This is a genomic window from Kangiella aquimarina DSM 16071, from assembly GCF_000374105.1.
Taxonomy (GTDB): domain Bacteria; phylum Pseudomonadota; class Gammaproteobacteria; order Enterobacterales; family Kangiellaceae; genus Kangiella; species Kangiella aquimarina.
Genome location: NZ_KB893650.1, coordinates 794,649 through 812,068 on the forward strand (window position 1 = coordinate 794,649; position 17,420 = coordinate 812,068).

Annotated in this window: 13 protein-coding genes; 10 read left to right on the top strand and 3 right to left on the bottom strand. The window is 45.5% G+C overall.

Annotated elements, in window-relative coordinates; translation table 11 throughout:
• Nucleotides 1–2,373 (bottom strand): LPS-assembly protein LptD, encoded by a 2,373-nt coding sequence (locus B158_RS0103955; RefSeq protein ID WP_033413827.1) that lies wholly within the window; start codon nucleotides 2,371–2,373, stop codon nucleotides 1–3.
• A 128-nt stretch (nucleotides 2,374–2,501) separates the two neighbouring features.
• On the opposite strand from B158_RS0103955, the gene B158_RS0103965 reads away from it, so the two are divergent.
• From B158_RS0103965 to B158_RS0103990, 6 genes are all read left to right on the top strand, one after another.
• Nucleotides 2,502–3,536, top strand: a complete 1,035-nt coding sequence (locus B158_RS0103965; protein WP_018624059.1) for an aminoglycoside phosphotransferase family protein — start codon at nucleotides 2,502–2,504, stop codon at nucleotides 3,534–3,536.
• Nucleotides 3,533–4,237 (top strand): N-acetylmuramate alpha-1-phosphate uridylyltransferase MurU, encoded by a 705-nt coding sequence (murU, locus tag B158_RS0103970; RefSeq protein ID WP_018624060.1) that lies wholly within the window; start codon nucleotides 3,533–3,535, stop codon nucleotides 4,235–4,237. Before B158_RS0103965 ends, murU begins: the two co-directional genes overlap by 4 nt.
• A gap of 2 nt (nucleotides 4,238–4,239) precedes the next feature.
• A complete protein-coding gene (gene djlA, locus B158_RS0103975) occupies nucleotides 4,240–5,052 on the top strand; it encodes a co-chaperone DjlA (RefSeq protein WP_018624061.1) in 813 nt (270 codons plus the stop codon).
• Between the two features lie 29 nt (nucleotides 5,053–5,081).
• Nucleotides 5,082–5,723 (top strand): dUTP diphosphatase, encoded by a 642-nt coding sequence (locus B158_RS0103980; RefSeq protein ID WP_018624062.1) that lies wholly within the window; start codon nucleotides 5,082–5,084, stop codon nucleotides 5,721–5,723.
• 36 nt (nucleotides 5,724–5,759) lie between these two features.
• A complete protein-coding gene (locus tag B158_RS0103985) occupies nucleotides 5,760–6,494 on the top strand; it encodes an SIR2 family NAD-dependent protein deacylase (protein ID WP_018624063.1) in 735 nt (244 codons plus the stop codon).
• A 72-nt stretch (nucleotides 6,495–6,566) separates the two neighbouring features.
• Nucleotides 6,567–6,857, top strand: a complete 291-nt coding sequence (locus B158_RS0103990) for a GIY-YIG nuclease family protein (RefSeq protein WP_018624064.1) — start codon at nucleotides 6,567–6,569, stop codon at nucleotides 6,855–6,857.
• Between the two features lie 282 nt (nucleotides 6,858–7,139).
• On the opposite strand, the gene B158_RS0103995 is transcribed toward B158_RS0103990, so the two are convergent.
• Nucleotides 7,140–8,246: a phosphoribosylaminoimidazolesuccinocarboxamide synthase gene (locus B158_RS0103995; protein WP_018624065.1), complete on the bottom strand. Its 1,107-nt coding sequence runs from the start codon at nucleotides 8,244–8,246 to the stop codon at nucleotides 7,140–7,142.
• 259 nt (nucleotides 8,247–8,505) lie between these two features.
• Between B158_RS0103995 and acnA the strand changes: the two genes are divergently transcribed.
• The 4 genes from acnA (at nucleotide 8,506) to B158_RS0104015 (ending at nucleotide 14,443) form a co-directional block, all read left to right on the top strand.
• Nucleotides 8,506–11,211, top strand: coding sequence for an aconitate hydratase AcnA (acnA, locus tag B158_RS0104000; RefSeq protein ID WP_018624066.1), 2,706 nt, complete (start codon nucleotides 8,506–8,508; stop codon nucleotides 11,209–11,211).
• 35 nt (nucleotides 11,212–11,246) lie between these two features.
• On the top strand, nucleotides 11,247–12,614 hold the full coding sequence (locus B158_RS0104005; RefSeq protein WP_018624067.1) for an MFS transporter: 1,368 nt from the start codon (nucleotides 11,247–11,249) through the stop codon (nucleotides 12,612–12,614).
• 74 nt (nucleotides 12,615–12,688) lie between these two features.
• On the top strand, nucleotides 12,689–13,111 hold the full coding sequence (locus B158_RS0104010; protein WP_018624068.1) for a hypothetical protein: 423 nt from the start codon (nucleotides 12,689–12,691) through the stop codon (nucleotides 13,109–13,111).
• Between the two features lie 132 nt (nucleotides 13,112–13,243).
• A complete protein-coding gene (locus tag B158_RS0104015) occupies nucleotides 13,244–14,443 on the top strand; it encodes an MFS transporter (RefSeq protein WP_018624069.1) in 1,200 nt (399 codons plus the stop codon).
• Nucleotides 14,444–14,507: 64 nt separating this feature from the next.
• Here B158_RS0104015 and B158_RS0104020 read toward each other — a convergent pair whose 3' ends face one another.
• Nucleotides 14,508–17,354 carry a M1 family metallopeptidase gene (locus B158_RS0104020; protein ID WP_018624070.1) on the bottom strand — a complete coding sequence of 949 codons (2,847 nt, stop codon included), beginning with the start codon at nucleotides 17,352–17,354 and terminating at the stop codon, nucleotides 14,508–14,510.
• Nucleotides 17,355–17,420: the final 66 nt, after the last annotated feature.

Here is a 17,420-nt window from a genome sequence, read left to right on the forward strand (position 1 = left end):
TTATTTGCCTAATAAATCTTCGTAACCGTAAATGCTGTCTTCTAAAAACTCTGTAGTACTGCCGCGCAGACTACCAATCCCTTTTAAGACAAACTGTAAAAAGACACCGGAGTTATGTTCATCTTCTTGCCCCGGCAAGATAAATCCTTCACTGTCGAGTTGGATGTTCAAATAACGTCGTGCCACTAATCGCACGGCCCAACAGCATGACTCATACTCTAGACCAAGAAAGGAGTCATTGGTTCGATTTTCAATTAAATCCTGGTTATAACGGCCTAAAAGTCGCCAATTATCTTTGATCGGCCATGCAAAAGCCAGCTCTGCCTCTTCCTGCTTTCTATCGAGTCGCTCACGATAGCGATGGCCTAGATTGATAATATGATTAGGTTCTGGCTCATAGTGCATGTTGACCAGGCCGTGGGTCGTATTATTAGTCTGATCATCCCACTCAATAACTGACTTAAATTCGATAGAGTCGGTCCAGCGCCAGTTAACCTCTGCCAGCAGTCCTGATTGCTTTTCAGTTTCACGCCCGATGGTATCAACCAGTTGAACCTGACGATCTGCCAGATAAACAATACGCCCCAGCGACATGGATACCTTTTCACGTCCCTGCGAGTCGAGTATACGGCTGGTCAAAGCGCCACTGATTTGATTGGCGTCGCCTATGCGGTCAATACCACTGAAGCGATTGCTGCTGAATAGCTGTGTGAAGTTGAACGTAGGCAAGCTGGTATCATAAACCCCAATCTCATTCTGCGCTTCATAGGGTGTATACAGATAAAAGAGGCGTGGCTCCAGAGTGTGGGTGTAACGCTCGTCGTCACCTTCGATGAATCGCTCAAAATAAAGGCCTGTGTCCAGCGATGCTGTAGGCAAAGTTCGTGTCAGATGCTCAACATTGCCAGTAAGATCTTCCTGTTGATAATGAGTTACCGAATATTTAAGTTGCGGGCGGAAGAAACTGTAAAGTGTTTCATGGCTCCAGCCAATATTGGGTTCCAGATGATAACGATTGGCTGTAACGGCATTGTCTTTATCGAAACGGGTCAGCTCAGTATGGATATTAGCATGAAAACCATTTTCATCCGGCTCGAAGAAACGTGTCATCTGCATGCGTGGCGCAATGGTATAACGTTCTACAGGGCTATTCAGCAGCTGCCAGTCTTTATATTCGGTACGGAAGAACCAGTCCTTGCTACGATGCTGAATATAGAGGTTTTGCGACAGAATATCCTGGTTACTGTTTTCAAGACTGCCACCAAAGTCCTGATAATAGCCATCATCACTGACCTTGCGTGCATTGACGCCCGTAGTCCAGTCGTCACCAAGATCAGTCAAATGCTTAACATCATACTGCCAGCGTTTGTCACCTAGTGCATCAGGATCCTTGTCATTGGGCAGAGCTTCAAAAAACAGTTCGCCATTGCTGGCTTCGGTTAAATAACGAAACTCAGTACCTAACATTGAACCACGCGAGGTCATGTAGCGAGGAGTCAGTGTCAGGTCATAGTTGGGTGCCAGATTAAAGTAATAAGGCACACTGACATCACGTCCATTGCGATCTGAGTTGCTGAAGGAGGGCGGAAGAATGCCGCTCTTGCGACGATCATCAATCGGGAAAGTAATATAGGGTAACCAGAAAACTGGCACATCGGCGACTTTTACAACGCTGTTGTAGGCCTTACCCCAGCCACTTTCGCGATCAATCACAATTTCATCGGACTCAAAGGCCCAGCTACGTTGATTGGTTGGGCAGGTTGAAAACTCTGAATTGGAAAGAGTCAGCAGCTGGTTATTATCAATGGTGATGGTCTCTGCTGAACCGTTACCGTTGTTACTGTAGAGGTGGAATCGAGTATTGCTGATTTCAGTGCTGCCCTCTACTGCCTGGTAAGTCAGGTAGTCTGCACCCACCACAAAATTCTGATTAGTAAACAGCAAATCGCCTTCGGCTTTATAGCTTTGTGACAGGTTGTCTGCTGTCAGGCTATTGGCGGTCAATTGCTGGCCATCCTGAGAGACCACCACATTACCGGTTAAATGGGCAGTATCGCCTTCGCGTATTGCCTGATCGGAATAAACTTTGATTGGCCCCTTTTCTTTACTTTGAACTGCCTGATAGCGAATAGGCTCCATAGGCTGGCTAGGGCAGGTGTAAAACTCCGGAAACTTAAAGCCAACGTCTTTGCTGACAGAGTCATTATTCTCTTTCGATTCGTTCTGTGACTCGGTAATTGATGTAGACGGAGTTGCTTCGGGATTGCTTAACTGATTTTCAGCTGCAGAAACAGTTGCCGGCATGCTGGATGCGGCAAATAGAAAGCCTGTCGCTAAAAAAGGGTGTACCCAAGGAGTTTTCTTGCTTACCATGTATCCGTTATTTTACCTTCCGCTACGCGCCACCATCGCTTTGTTTCCTAGGTATCAGAGCGCGGAAAGTGACCAAGTGATAGAATGGCACAATGATAAACGCTTATTTGCATAATTGAAAACGTATAATGGAAAAAGATAGCCGACAAGAAGCACTAAAACTCTGGGCCTACGCCAAAATTCGTCATTTAAATCCTCAAGTTGGGTCAATGCAATGGAGCATGGTGTCGGGTGATGCCAGCTTTCGTCGCTATTTTCGCTGGCAAAGTGATGATACCAGCTGGATTTGCGTTGACGCCCCGCCTGAACACGAAAACTCTGAGCAATTCATAAAAGTTGCCAACATGCTAAAAGTGGTCAATGCGCCACAGGTCATTGATTATGACCTTGGCGATGGCTTTATGCTGCTTTCCGATCTCGGCGACCAGCTCTATTTGCCTTTACTGCAAAATCCTTCTGATTCTGCATTGAGCGCTGATGTTCTCTATAAGGATGCGATTGATAGTCTGATTACCATGCAGGCCATAGGTGATGCAGACTCGCTACCGTCCTATGACAGTGCATTATTGAATACTGAGATGGAGCTGTTTCGCGAGTGGTTCCTGGGGCGTTATCTTAATTACCCACTGTCAGAGCAGGAGCATCAGCTGCTGGATGATACGTTTGTCAAGCTGAAGAATAGCGCATTAGAGCAGCCACAGGTGTTCGTGCATCGTGATTATCATTCGCGCAATATCATGTACGTCGAGGGCCAGCCCCCTGGAATTATAGACTTTCAGGATGCCGTTTACGGGCCAGTGACCTATGATTTACTGTCTCTGCTGCGTGACTGCTATATTCAGTGGCCACAGGACAAAGTCCAGGCGTGGGTTGGATATTTCATTGAGCAGTCCCCGCTATCGCTAGATAAACAAAAGTTTATGCAATGGTTTGACTGGATGGGTTTGCAGCGCCATATCAAGGTTGCCGGTATCTTTTCCCGCTTAAATTTCCGCGATGGCAAGTCCGGTTACTTGAAAGATATCCCTTTAACCCTCAACTATATACTTCAGCAAGCTGAAAACTATCCTCAAATGGCCAATTTCCATCAATGGTTAGCGGAAACCATAATGCCACTCTATCGCAAACGTATTGAAGAAGATGCGTTGGGAGTCAGTGCATGAAAGCCATGATTCTGGCCGCTGGGCGTGGCGAGAGAATGCGCCCACTGACCGATGAGCGTCCTAAACCTTTATTAAAAGTAAATGGCAAGGCGCTGATCGAATGGCACATTGAGGCGCTTAAGGAAGCTGGCATTCGCGAGATCATCATCAATACCTCATGGTTGGGCGATCTCATTCCAGAGTACCTGGGGGATGGGGCCTATTGGGGCGTTAATTTAAGTTTTTCACCTGAAGAAGAGGCGCTGGAAACCGCCGGTGGCATTCGTAAAGCTTTGGATTTTTTTGAAGACCAGCCCTTTATTGTTATTAATGGCGATGTCTGGACTGACATGGACTACACCAGAATAGCAAAAGCTCCAGAAAACAGTGCCCACATTGTGTTGGTGCCGAATCCTGAACATCATCCTGAAGGCGATTTCTGTGTCACTGAAGGCGGCAAGGTTAAGTCCGAAGGCGATCCTAAACTGACCTTTTCTGGAATTGGTGTTTACCACCCGCATATCTTTAAAGAGTTGCCAAAAGATGAAGCTTTTCCATTAGGACCACTGTTGCGAGAACTGATGGCGCAAGAAGAAGTAACTTATGATTTGTATGAAGGTCGCTGGCACGATATCGGTACACCCGAGCGTCTGCAAAAATTGAACGAAAGTTTCCAGCGAAAATTGAAGACCATTGAATTTAATTTAGAGAACGATAAATAAATATGAGTTGGTTTGGAAAAGTATTAGGTGGTGTCATAGGTTTCTCCCTTGGGGGCCCGATTGGCGCCATTCTAGGTGGTGTTGTAGGCCACCAGATCGATAAGAAAAATGATGACGGGTTAGAGCCGGGTTCGCAGGAGCGAGTGCAGGCAGCATTTTTTACCGCGACATTTTCTGTGATGGGCCATATTGCCAAAGCGGATGGTCGAGTAACCGAAACCGAAATTCGGCATGCAGAAGAAGTCATGCGTCGCATGGGGCTCGATCAAACGGCCCGTAAGCTGGCAATTGATCTGTTCAGCCAGGGCAAAGAGCGAGATTTTGATCTGCATGGCGTGCTTGAGCAGTTTAAGCGCGAATGTCAGCGTCGACGTAATCTGATGCAAATGTTCATGGAAGTTCAGATCAGCATGGCAATGGCTGATGGCGTTGTGCATCAACAGGAAAGAACCGTGTTGCATGAAGTGGGCAAGTCACTTGGCTTCCCGGCCTTTATGATCGACCAGCTGATTAAAATGGTTCAGGCCCAACAACGATTCTATCAACATTCAAGACAGCAGGGCGGTGAACATGGCGGCCCAGGCTACCAACCAGCCAGTGGACCAAGTGTTGAGCAGGCCTATCAGGTCCTGGGCGTTAAATCGGGCGATGATCAGCAAACTGTAAAAAGGGCTTACCGTCGGCTGATGTCACAGCATCATCCTGATAAACTGGTAGCGAAAGGGTTGCCCGAACAGATGATTAAAATGGCAACCGAAAAGACGCAGGAAATTAAAGCGGCTTATGAATTAATTAAACGCCATAAAAATTGGTAAAAATTACAGGAAGACTCAGGGGTAAGATTATGCCAGACAAACATACAATGATTAGACAGATTGCAGTGATGCTTGAAATGCAAAATGCCATGAACTCTAAAGTTCATGAACAATGGTTCGAGCAGGGTTTTGAGTGGTATCGCGCCATCTGGATTGAATGTGCTGAAATGTTGGAGCACTACGGCTGGAAATGGTGGAAACATCAAAAGCCAGACGCCGAACAGGTGAAGATGGAATTGGTTGATATTTTTCATTTTGGCTTAAGCTCTCGAATTGATGGTGAAGCTTCTTTTGAAGCTATTGCAGAAGAACTGGCCAATGAAATGTTAGAGCCAACCGTTAAAGATGACTTTAAGCAAACGCTTGAAGTTATGGCAGGTCAGGCAGTGATGTATCAGCATTTTGATGGTTCCAGTTTTGCCGGCTGTATGCAACAAATGGAGATGCCATTTGAAGAGTTATTTAAAAGCTATGTGGGTAAAAATACGCTGAACTTTTTCCGTCAGGATCATGGTTATAAAGAAGGTACTTACGTTAAAGAATGGCATGGCCGTGAAGATAATGAAGTACTGGTAGAAATTCTCGACAAATTAGATTCATCGGAAGATGACTTTAGACATTTGCTGTATCAGGAACTAGCTGATAACTATCCACGTCCTGACAGCAAATAACGGTTAATTAAGTCAACTTAAATAGAAATATAGTCAATGCACATCGATCAGGAAGTTATCGACTGCATAAAAAACGCCAGACGCGTCTGTATTCTAACAGGCGCAGGCGTTTCAGCTGAAAGTGGTATCGCCACCTTTCGCGACGCACAGGAAGGCAAAGGTCTTTGGAGTCAATACGACCCACAACAGCTGGCCAGTATTGATGGGTTTCTAAAAGATCCTCAAACCGTCTGGCAATGGTATCAATGGCGTCGCGACGTCAACAAAGATAAAGTACCCAATCCCGCCCACCTCGCCATAGCGCGCTGGCAAAAAGAATCACAACAAAATGGTAATCAAGTTGTCAGCTTAATCACCCAAAATGTTGATGGCCTGCATCAAAAAGCCGGCTCCGATCCTGTCACCGAATTGCATGGCAACATCTGGCGCAATCATTGTCTTCAGTGTGGACAAACGCATCAGGAATCTGTTGAAGGAATCGAAAATGTTCCTCAGTGTTTGCAGTGTGGAGGTCAGGTGCGACCCTCCGTCGTCTGGTTTGGCGAAGCACTCCCCGATAAGGCCTGGCGTGAAGCAGAAAGTACTGCCTATTCCTGCGACCTCTTTTTATCGGTAGGAACATCCAGTCAGGTCTATCCCGCCGCAGGTCTTGCCGCACTGGCCAAAAGCCAAGGCGCAACCGTCATCGAAATCAATCCTGAACCCACTAATAGTTCGGTGGTGGATTATCAGATAGCAGGTAAGGCGGGAGAGGTTTTTAAAATACTTTAACTTTTGATCCGTCACCCCGCGATTTAATCGCGAGCTCCAGAGCTGTTTAATAAGGAAATATGAAGGATTGCAATGGATAAGCAGTTTTACGTCTATATTTTGGCAAATCAAAGAAATGGAACATTGTATGTAGGTGTCACCTCTGATTTAGTTAAGCGAGTGTGGCAACACAAAAGTAATGTTGTAAAAGGTTTCACTCAAAAGTATGGGGTTCATCAGTTAGTTTATTATGAACAACATGGGAATTCTTATTCTGCGATTCAAAAAGAGAAGAGACTAAAAGAGTGGAAAAGAAAGTGGAAACTGGATTTGATTGAGGGAACGAATCCTGACTGGAAGGATTTGTATGATGAAATTATTTAATTGACTGGATCCCGCGGTCAAGCCGCGGGATGACAGTATTTGTTATGGTTTAGTTTACATTAGATCAAGTGTCGTTTGGTGCTACAAATAGCACTTTTTTTGAAGTTATACTCAGTGATTATTAATTTCCGTCATCCCGCGGCTTGACCGCGGGATCCAGTAACTATGTCCGCGCTACCAAAGGCACTTCCTTCGGTCACTTACCGAGAGATCCAGTGACTTTAATTAGATATAAAAAAGGCGGGATAACCCGCCTTTAATTTAACCAGTTTTAAAAGCTCATTAATCTACTAGCTTATACTCGTCTTTTAGAATCTTGATAATCTCTGCTTTTGGATTGTCCGATAATTCAATTTTCTTGCCGGTAATCTTTTCAGCAATGCCAATATAAGTTTTAGAAACGTCCATTAAAGCTTCAACGGGTAGCTCGTTGTCTCGAGCCAGAGCCTGACGTTCGTCCATGCGCTCTTTGTTTAGCAGGATGTCTGGATCCTCGAAATGATTCAACAGAAACTGACGGAAGCCTTCTTTAGAATTTTCGACAACTTTGCCTTCTTCTCGGAATGCTTTGCCGTCCCAGATGCGTGAAGAATCTGGTGTGCCGACTTCGTCCATGTAGATCAGTTTCTCGTTACCGTTTTTATCGGTCACATAACCAAACTCGAACTTGGTATCGATAAATATCTGATCCAGTTTTTCAAGCTCGCCACTGATAACGTCAAAACCTTCTTTCAATAATTTTTCGTACAGTGCAATGTCTTCTTTGCTGCGGAAATTGAAGGCTTGGTAATTGTCTTCAATGTTTTGGCGTGTGACATTAACATCATCCGCTTCGGGTACGCCCGGAATGCCTTTGAGGATGCCTTTGGTCGACGGTGTAATTAACAGGTCATCCAACTTCTGATTTTTCTCTAATCCATCGGGAAGCTGGATACCGCAAAATTCGCGCTCGCCTTTTTCGTAAGCTCGCCACATGGAGCCAGTGATATATTGACGCGCAATGGCTTCGATTTTAACAGCACTGGCTTTCTGAACTATCCAGACAAAAGGATGGGGGATTTCAAGGATGTGGCTGTCGGCCAGTCCATTTTCACGAAACAGTTTAAACCAATGGTTTGAGATGGCGTTTAAAGCTGCGCCTTTGCCCGGAACGCCATTTAAGCCTTCTTCACCATGCCAGATAGCATCAAATGCAGAAATACGGTCGCTGATGACCATAATGGCCAATGGCGTTTCAGCGGGAACATTATAACCTCGCTCATGAATCAGGCGCTTGCTGTCCTCTTCGGTGAGCCAATACACGGATCTTACTTTACCGCTATGAACCGGCTGATTGGTACGTATTGGAAGGTCATTGTTAACCGCTAAAACAGTGTTTGCGAGCTTCATTCCAGGAGATCCTATTTAAGAGTTTGCCCTGTCAGCAATGTGGCTGTCCGACAGCGAGAATACAAAGCGCATATGATACCAGAATCTTTGTTTCAGGCTAGTTTTCGCTAAGGCTGTATTTGTTAGATTAAATCTTTCATAAAGCACTAATAAGCACACAATTTACATGGGTTTATTTCCATTCCGTGGCCGGTTTGCGCTATAGTGATACGCATATAACTGTCTGATTTAACAATTAGTTACCAGAAGGGAGACAAGAATGAGCAACTTAGCACAAGATTGTAAGCAGCAACTCAAAGTTGGTGGAAAAAGCTTTGATATTTGGAGTCTGGCTGCTTTGGACCAGAAAGGTCACGGCATTAAAAAGCTTCCTTTTTCGATTCGAATTCTTTTAGAGAACGCTCTGCGCAACCGCGACGGACTGGGCGTTACTGATGAGCATATTGATACTTTATTAAACTGGGAACCGATTCCAAAGCAGGAAGAGGTGCCGTATAAGCCTGCTCGCGTACTCATGCAGGATTTCACTGGTGTGCCGGCGATTGTTGATCTGGCGTCAGTACGTCAGGAAGCCAGCCGTCATGGAGTTGACGCCAAAAAGATTAATCCATTGATTCCCGTTGACCTGGTGATTGACCATTCGGTTCAGGTGGATTATTTCGGTAGCAAATCTTCGCTTGAGCAAAATATCAATATGGAATATGAGCGTAATCGTGAGCGCTATCAGTTCCTCAAGTGGGCGCAGACCGCCTTTAATAACTTCACGGTAGTACCACCGGGCATGGGTATCTGTCACCAGGTCAATCTTGAGTATCTTGCTCAAGGCATAGTGGAAAGAGATGGTGCATTATTCCCGGATACCTTGGTCGGTACCGACTCGCATACTCCGATGGTTAACGGTATTGGTGTAGTCGCCTGGGGTGTTGGTGGCATTGAAGCGGAAGCGGCAATTCTTGGCCAGCCAATTTATTTCATCATGCCGGAAGTGGTCGGCTTGAAACTTACCGGTAATTTGCCGCTTGGTACAACTGCAACTGACTTGGTCCTGACCATTACTGAGTTGTTACGTAAGCATGGCGTTGTTGGCAAGTTTGTTGAAGTATTCGGCGATGGTCTGGATAACTTAACAGTTACGGATCGCGCGACGATCTCCAATATGTCGCCTGAATTTGGTTGTACGGTGACTTACTTCCCGATTGATGATCGCACTTTGGATTACATGCGTGACACCAATCGCGATGAAGCCGTGATTAATCGTGTTGAAACTTATTGTAAGAATAATATGCTGTGGCGTGCTGACGAAGATCAGATTCGTTATAGCAGTGTGGTTGAGCTGGATTTAAGCTCTGTGGTGCCTACTGTCTCAGGTCCTAAGCGTCCGCAAGACAAAATCGAAGTGACCAACTTAAAAGCTCAGTTCCAGTCGTTGATGGAGTTGAACTATGGTCGTAAATATCAGTTATTAGAAGATCGCACTCCTGCTGATAACGACAAAGGGATTATTAAAACCGTCGATGTTCCGGGCGAAGATTACCAGCTACACGACGGTTCAATCGCCATTGCAGCAATTACTTCCTGTACTAATACCTCCAATCCAAGCGTGATGCTGGGTGCTGGTCTGGTGGCAAAGAAAGCCAATGACATGGGCTTAAAAGTAAAGCCATGGGTTAAGACATCGCTGGCGCCTGGTTCAAAAGTTGTCACTGATTATCTTGAGCACTCGGGATTATTGGATGATCTGGAAGCGCTTAATTTCTTCCTGGTTGGCTATGGCTGTACATCCTGTATCGGTAACTCAGGACCATTACCTGATGCCATCGGTAAGGCGGTGAAAGAAAATGATATGGTGGTCTCATCGGTTCTTTCGGGTAACCGTAACTTTGAAGCACGTGTTCACCCTGACGTTAAGATGAACTTCCTGATGTCGCCGATGCTGGTGGTGATGTATGCACTGGCTGGTCGGGTTGATATTGATTTTGATAGCGAACCAGTGACTTATACGGTTGATGATAAGCCGGTTTACTTCAAAGATTTGTGGCCAAGTAATGAAGAGATTCAACAGATCATGAGCGAGGTGTTATCGCCTGCTGATTACGCGAAAAGTTATGGTGAAATCTTCGAAGGTAATGAGCAATGGAAAAACCTTGAGGTTTCCAAAGACAAAGTTTATCAGTGGGATGACCAATCCACTTACATCAAACAGGCTCCGTTCTTTAAAGGATTGACACCTGAAATCGATGTGCCTGGCAATATTGAAGGCGCCAGGGTTCTTCTGAAGCTGGGTGATTCGATCACCACTGACCACATTTCACCAGCCGGTGGGTTTTCTGAAAGCACGCCTGCTGGAAAATACCTGCTGGATAAAGGTGTTGAGAAGCGACTCTTTAACTCTTACGGGTCACGTCGAGGTAATGATGAGGTGATGGTGCGCGGTACATTTGCCAACGTTCGTATTAAAAACCAGTTGGTGGATAAAGAGGGTGGTTACACACGCTACATTCCAAATGGTGAAACCATGACGGTATTCGATGCAGCCATGAAATATCAGGAAAGCAATACACCATTAGTGGTTTTGGCCGGTAAGGAATACGGCAGTGGTTCATCGCGTGACTGGGCAGCAAAAGGCACAACCTTGCTTGGTATTAAAGCCGTGATTGCTGAAAGTTACGAGCGTATTCACCGCAGCAACCTGGTCGGTATGGGCGTGCTTCCGTTGCAGTTCAAGCCGGGAGAAGATGCTGAGACACTGGGTTTGCGTGGTGATGAAACCTTTAACATTCTAGGGTTAGATAAAGGCATCGAAACCGGTCAAACCGTTCAGGTAGAAGCAGTCGCTAATGACGAGTCAGGCAAAGTCATCAAGTTTGAGGCCATATCAAGACTCGACTCGCGCGTAGAGCTCGAATACTACAAAAACGGTGGTATTTTGCATTACGTACTGCGCCAGTTTATTAATCAGGCTTAAGTCTGGCATAGCAATAAATAAACAACAGGAGTTTTATGACTGAGTCATCAAAAGCTCAATCCAACTCAAAAAATACCGCCTCCACTGTGGAGGCGGTTTACCAATCCCTCACTTCAGAAGACGATGGCCGCGTCTGTAAAGACATTCCAGAAACAGCTTGCCGCCATCAACCTAAAAATGTTGTCACCCATGTCATATCCCTGACTTCAACCAAAATTGCGGATGGCCTGATAGATCCTAAGCTCATCCTCAGTTGGTTATTGTCAGCGCTGGGCGCGTCGTCGTTCATGATTGGTTTATTAGTGCCGATTCGTGAAGCAGGCGCTTTATTACCTCAACTATTCACTGCAGGTGCATTGAGACGTCTACCGCAACGTAAGTGGGCGTGGGCTGCTGGTAGCTTTGTGCAGGGAGCCTGTGCAGCAGGCATGGCTCTGAGTGCTTTGTTACTGGAAGCGACCACAGCCGGCTGGGCAATCTTAATCTTGCTGGCCATTCTTGCGGTTGCCCGCAGTGTCTGCTCTGTGTCCTATAAAGACGTATTAGGCAAAACAGTTTCCAAGTCAATGCGTGGTCGCACAACAGGACTGGCGGCCTCAATTGCCGCGGGTGCAGTAATTGCCTTTGCCTTGCTACTGAGTTCCGGCTTAATAGAAAAGCAAAGTCTGGTCATTGCTGGTTTATTAGTGGCTGGCGCACTATGGATTTTTGCCAGTGTGATGTTTAGCAGCTTGGCAGAAGAAAAAGGTGCAACCGAAGGCGGCGGTAATCCATTGACGGTGGCGAGAGAAAATTTTTCTTTGCTGGTAAAAGATAAGCAACTGATTCGTTTTATTACAGTTCGAGGACTACTGATTGCTACAGCATTGGCTCCGCCTTTTATGGTGGCTTTAAGTGGCAATACTGATAGCGGTAATGGGTTGCAACAGAGCGGTTTCAACAACCTGCTCAGCGGGCTTGGACCACTGGTATTGGCATCGGCATTAGCCAGTTTATTAAGCAGTTACATTTGGGGACATTTATCTGATCGCTCGAGCCGTAAAGTTCTGATGTATTCAGGGCTATTTGCCGCATTGGCGCTAGCGCTGACTGCCGGATTCGATTGGCAGGGCTGGCTACAGATTTCTGCTGTTTTGCCTGGCCTGCTATTTCTACTGATGATTGCCTATCACGGTGTTCGACTGGGTCGATCGACTCATCTGGTGGATATGGCGGATGCGGAAAATAGAGCTGCCTATACCGCTTTGTCTAACACCATTATTGGCATTTTGTTATTGGCCGGTGCCGTATTCAGCGTCATTGCAGAATACTTTGGATTAAGAGCGGTAATGATTGTGATGGCATTAATGTGTTTGCTGTCATCATGGGTAGCGCTGGGTCTTAAGGAAGTGCAGCAGGAATAACCGTTTGCGATTTCTGCTATGACTAGGGTATAAACAAAAGGCTTAAACAATAATATATCAATGGGGGAAGTCAAATGAATAAATTACCAATGTGGTACTGGATTATCGCGATACTGGCTTTGGTCTGGAATCTTGTCGGAGTTTTCCAATATATCAGTATGCGTTTGATTACCGAGGAGCAATTTGCACAGATGAGCGAAGCAATGCAGCAACTGCATAATGCTACGCCCTCCTGGGTTGTGGCTGCATTCGCCACTGCTGTTTTTTCAGGTGCTTTGGCCAGCGTACTCTTGTTGTTGAAAAAAAGTGTTTCGCAATTATTTTTCCTTATTTCCTTGTTGGCTATTTTAGTACAGGCCAGCTACATCCTGTTTATGAGTGAAAGCATTGCATTGCTGGGTACTCAAGCGGCCATTCTGCCAGCGGTATTAGCTATTGTGGGTATCTTCTTGTTGTGGTTTTCGAACTTCAGTAAAACCAGAGGTTGGCTTAAATAATTAATTTAGAGTAAAAAAGAAAGGTGCCTCTGGTGCCTTTTTTTATGCTTGGAGGTAGCAGGTTAGAGTTCTCGCTCGACAATCTTTATAATACGCCTCCACAACCACTCATGAACCTTACGTTTGGTGCTTATGAATTACCTCCAATTCGTTAAATCCAATAAATATCTGCTGCTATTTGGTTTCCTTTGCGTCTTCCTTGGCAATCTTGGGCAGACATTTTTCATTTCGCTTTTTAATAAGGATTTAATCACCAACCTCTTGTTAGAGAAGGACAATTTGAGTCTGGTGTACTCGGTGGCAACACTGATCAGTGGCTTTACTTTATTCTTTGTGGGCGCCAAAATTGACGACATTCCAGTGAAAAAATTCACCAGCTTTGTGGTCGTTGGGCTGGTTCTCGCCTGTATCATCTTTGCCAATAGCACCAATCTCTGGATGTTGTTTATTGCCTATCTTGGAATTCGGTTGTGCGGTCAGGGGCTAATGACTCATATCGCAGTAACCACACTTATGCGCTACATCCCCAATCATCGCGGAAAAGCGGTCAGCCTTGCCCTGCAGGGAATGGGGGCTGGTGAGATTGTGTTGCCGATCATGGCCGTGCATTTGTTACTTAATTATGGGCATACCAGCAGCTGGCATTTGTATGCACTGCTTAGCAGCCTGTTAATGTTTCCATTTATGATGTGGTGTTTGCATAAAGCCAAACTCAAACCTATAGAGCGCGATACTGAAGGTGTTGAGGATGTATCGGATAATACTGACTGGTCTCGCAAGCAGGTCATGTCGGATTGGCGCTTCTGGTTTATTCTTCCGGCCATCATCGCGCCAGCTTTTTTAATTACAGGTATCTTTTTCCACCAGACGTTACTAGTGGATAGTAAGGGCTGGGAAATAGAGTGGTTGTCGATTACCCTGGCCACATACGGAGTTATTCATGTTGTGGGTGCGCTGGTTACAGGACCACTGGTTGATGCATCTCATCCCCGTAAATTCCTGCGTTGGTATCTATTGCCATTATTATTGGGTGTTGCTTGTTTGTGGTATGGGCAAAGCGACTGGTGGTTATTGGCCTTTATGATTCTGGCCGGAACCACGGTGGCAACCAATGGGCCTGTGGTTAATTCATTCTATGCCGAAGTGTTCGGCAGTACTCACCTGGGCGCTATACGAGCCTTGGTTTCTGCCGTCATGATTATTTCTACAGGAATTGCACCTTATCTGTTTTCACTGTTTGATGATATTAATAGCTTTCTGGCTTTTGCTTTTGCATATGGCGCTGTGTGTATAGTGCTCATTCAAAAGAAGATATTGGCGGAGAAAGTTTAAAAAAATAAGGATTGAAAAAGTAAGAAAAAAGCGCTCCTTCGAGCGCTTTTTTTTCGATTACTGCTTATTGAGCAGTTTGCTGATTAATATATTGCATAACACCTTCCGAGTGATGTTCAACTTTGGCAATACACAGCTCAATATTTTCTACCGTTTGATCGAAGGAGCGAGGTGCACCGGGTAGCTCCTGTACAATAGGTTCGAAGAAAGCCATAAAGTCTTTCTTCTTTTGTTCTGAGCAGAACATATTACCTACTACTGGTAAACGATTCTGACCGAATGGCGGTATTCTTGATTTAACACCATCGATGTTTTGTTTAAACCAATCCCACATGGCGTCCTGCAGTTCTTGGCTTTCCATTTGTCCCATCAGAATGTAGTAAATTTCATTGTCACGTAATGATTCCGACAAGATCAGTTCGCGCAATTCGGTCGCAAATTCCTCGTCTTCAACTGAGCCTAGACCAATTAACATACGTCCGCGGACGGTTCCATCATTGGATTCGTTAAGTTGTGTCAGCAGATGCTCAGCAAATGGAACCCCCAGCTCTTCAACCGCAACGGCCATGGCTGTATTAATTACATTGCTGTCGGCTTTATCAGGATGCAAGGCACTGTCGCTCTGGTAGCCTGTATAGTCAGTTGCCATTTTAGTCAGATAGTGACGAAGGTTTTTATCCTGTCCTTTTTGAGCCAGGAAGGCGACCAATGCGTTACGCATCTGCACCTGATCAACAGAGTCTTCTTTGCGGGTAACGAGACCAAGCTCTTCCAGTTTTAACTGGTATAAGTCGCGGTTTAAACTTGCAAGGATCTGTTTGTCCTCTTCTGAGCTTACAACCTTGTCATAAGCGAAACTTAGAAGGTCGGTTGGAGCCATCGCTACACGCGGTGACTCAGAGTCGATGATCTGAGGGGCAATTTCGATAAGATCGAGGAAGCTTAATTTCCCGGCGTTAATCGCAGCCGAGAAGCTATCGTTAACTGAGATCATGTCTTCGGTGGAAAGCTGGTCTTTGTTATCGAGTAGCTTCTGCCAATTTTCGCCAGACATTGAGAAACGATAATAACCTGCGCCTTCTGAGTTTGGCATAACATACTCTGGACAGCCTGCTTCAGGAATTTCAAAACTGTATTCAGCGCTATCTATAACGCTGCAATATTGGTGCTGATTTCCATCAATAGCATATTCAATACAGGCTGGTACTTCCCAGCTTTGTTGACTGGAGCCTTTTGACCCTATCGGTAGATAACGTGATTGAGTTAGGTTTACCATCGCCTGCTCATTGTTACAGCTTAATTCCACTTCTAAATAAGGGATGCCGGGCTGTTCAAGAAAACTGTTAAAGGCCGAGCGAATGGTTTCAAGCGGAACCTTAGTAGACTTTTCACCAATGGCAGTAATAAAGTCATTGGCCGTCGCTACACCAAACTCATGTTTTTTCATGTAATGCTGGATGCCGGCACGGAATTCTTCTGGCGTCATGAAAGACTCAATCATGCTCAGAACGCCGCCGCCTTTTGAATAGGTAATACTATCAAATGCAGACTGGATATCGTGGTTGCTGGCAATGGGTTGGCGGATCTGACGAGCGTGAATCAGGCTATCCTGACGCATGGCACCTAAAGAACGTTCCAATAGGGTTTGGCGGAATTTTTGCTCCGGGTAGACATTGTTATTGGAGACGTGAGCCATCCAGGTAGCAAAAGCTTCATTGAGCCAGATGTCATCCCACCATTCAGGCGTGACCAGGTTGCCGAACCATTGGTGAGCCAGCTCATGCGCATGCACATTAATGTAGGCGCGCTTCTGATCAAGAGAAATGGTGTCATCAAATAGCAGCAGTTGCTCACGATAGGTGATCAGGCCAACATTTTCCATCGCACCAAAATTAAAGTCCGGTACTGCAACGATATCGAGTTTGGCGTATGGATAAGGAATCTGGAAATACTCCTCAAGGCCATTCAAAATGTCTTTGGTGTTCTCAAGAGCATAAGTGAGTTTTTTACCCTTGCCTTTGGTTGCGATACCGCGAAGAGGTATTTCGCGCTCTCTTACTTTCGTTGGCGGAATGGCTTTCCACTCGACAACATCAAAGTCGCCCACTGCAAATGCCACAAGATAGGTCGGCATCGGTTTAGAGCGTGCATAGACAATTCTCTTCCAGCCATTGCCCAGATCCGTTTCGGAAACTGCAGGAGTGCTGGTAAAGGCTTTATGCTCACTTCGAACCGTTATCGTATAGTTGAATGGTACTTTAAAAGCAGGCTCGTCAAAGCCAGGAAAAGCAAGACGTGCTGATGTGGCCTCGAATTGTGTGAAAGCATAATTTAATCCACCGTCATTGACACGGTATAAGCCTTCCAACGATTCATTAAATGGAGCCTGGTACTGAATGGTTAAGTCAAACTTACCGGCGGGTAATGGATTATTAAAAGTAAGCTTGGCAACACCCGTTGGGTCGACTTCCTCATAGCTACCATTAATGATTTTGCCATCAGCTAATTTAGCACTAACGGATTGTGCGGTAATATCTCTTCCATGTAACCACAGATGCTGAGATGGAGTGTCCAACTCTACATTAATGGATACTTTGCCGCTGAAATTTGGCTGATCCGGATCAATGGTGAGCTCAAGCCAGTACATGGTTGGACGGGCCAGGCCAGGTAAGCGACCAGTTGGAATTTCTGCCGGGTAGTCACTTTCGAATGCTGCAGCATCGAGTTCAGCAGATTCTTCAGAAAGAGTATCTGATTCAGTGTCTGAATTGGCAATTGGCTTAACCAGTGTTTCATGCTCGGAAACCTGGGTTTTTTGACTATCATCCTGCTGTTGCTGGTCATCTGGCTGGCAAGCTGTTACCAGTATTGTGGCCAGAAAGCAGATGGTGGCCAAATATGCTTTACTCATGGTTATCCCCTTAAGTGTTATTTACCTCTTAATTTAGGCCAGCCTCTATTTTTTTGTATTAGTTAT

What these genes read in the sequence shown, in the direction of transcription:
- B158_RS0103955 (WP_033413827.1), bottom strand. Translation starts at nt 2,373, where the DNA reads ATGGTAAGCAAGAAAACTCCTTGGGTACACCCTTTTTTAGCGACAGGC.
- B158_RS0103965 (WP_018624059.1), top strand. Translation starts at nt 2,502, where the DNA reads ATGGAAAAAGATAGCCGACAAGAAGCACTAAAACTCTGGGCCTACGCC.
- murU (WP_018624060.1), top strand. Translation starts at nt 3,533, where the DNA reads ATGAAAGCCATGATTCTGGCCGCTGGGCGTGGCGAGAGAATGCGCCCA.
- djlA (WP_018624061.1), top strand. Translation starts at nt 4,240, where the DNA reads ATGAGTTGGTTTGGAAAAGTATTAGGTGGTGTCATAGGTTTCTCCCTT.
- B158_RS0103980 (WP_018624062.1), top strand. Translation starts at nt 5,082, where the DNA reads ATGCCAGACAAACATACAATGATTAGACAGATTGCAGTGATGCTTGAA.
- B158_RS0103985 (WP_018624063.1), top strand. Translation starts at nt 5,760, where the DNA reads ATGCACATCGATCAGGAAGTTATCGACTGCATAAAAAACGCCAGACGC.
- B158_RS0103990 (WP_018624064.1), top strand. Translation starts at nt 6,567, where the DNA reads ATGGATAAGCAGTTTTACGTCTATATTTTGGCAAATCAAAGAAATGGA.
- B158_RS0103995 (WP_018624065.1), bottom strand. Translation starts at nt 8,246, where the DNA reads ATGAAGCTCGCAAACACTGTTTTAGCGGTTAACAATGACCTTCCAATA.
- acnA (WP_018624066.1), top strand. Translation starts at nt 8,506, where the DNA reads ATGAGCAACTTAGCACAAGATTGTAAGCAGCAACTCAAAGTTGGTGGA.
- B158_RS0104005 (WP_018624067.1), top strand. Translation starts at nt 11,247, where the DNA reads ATGACTGAGTCATCAAAAGCTCAATCCAACTCAAAAAATACCGCCTCC.
- B158_RS0104010 (WP_018624068.1), top strand. Translation starts at nt 12,689, where the DNA reads ATGAATAAATTACCAATGTGGTACTGGATTATCGCGATACTGGCTTTG.
- B158_RS0104015 (WP_018624069.1), top strand. Translation starts at nt 13,244, where the DNA reads ATGAATTACCTCCAATTCGTTAAATCCAATAAATATCTGCTGCTATTT.
- B158_RS0104020 (WP_018624070.1), bottom strand. Translation starts at nt 17,354, where the DNA reads ATGAGTAAAGCATATTTGGCCACCATCTGCTTTCTGGCCACAATACTG.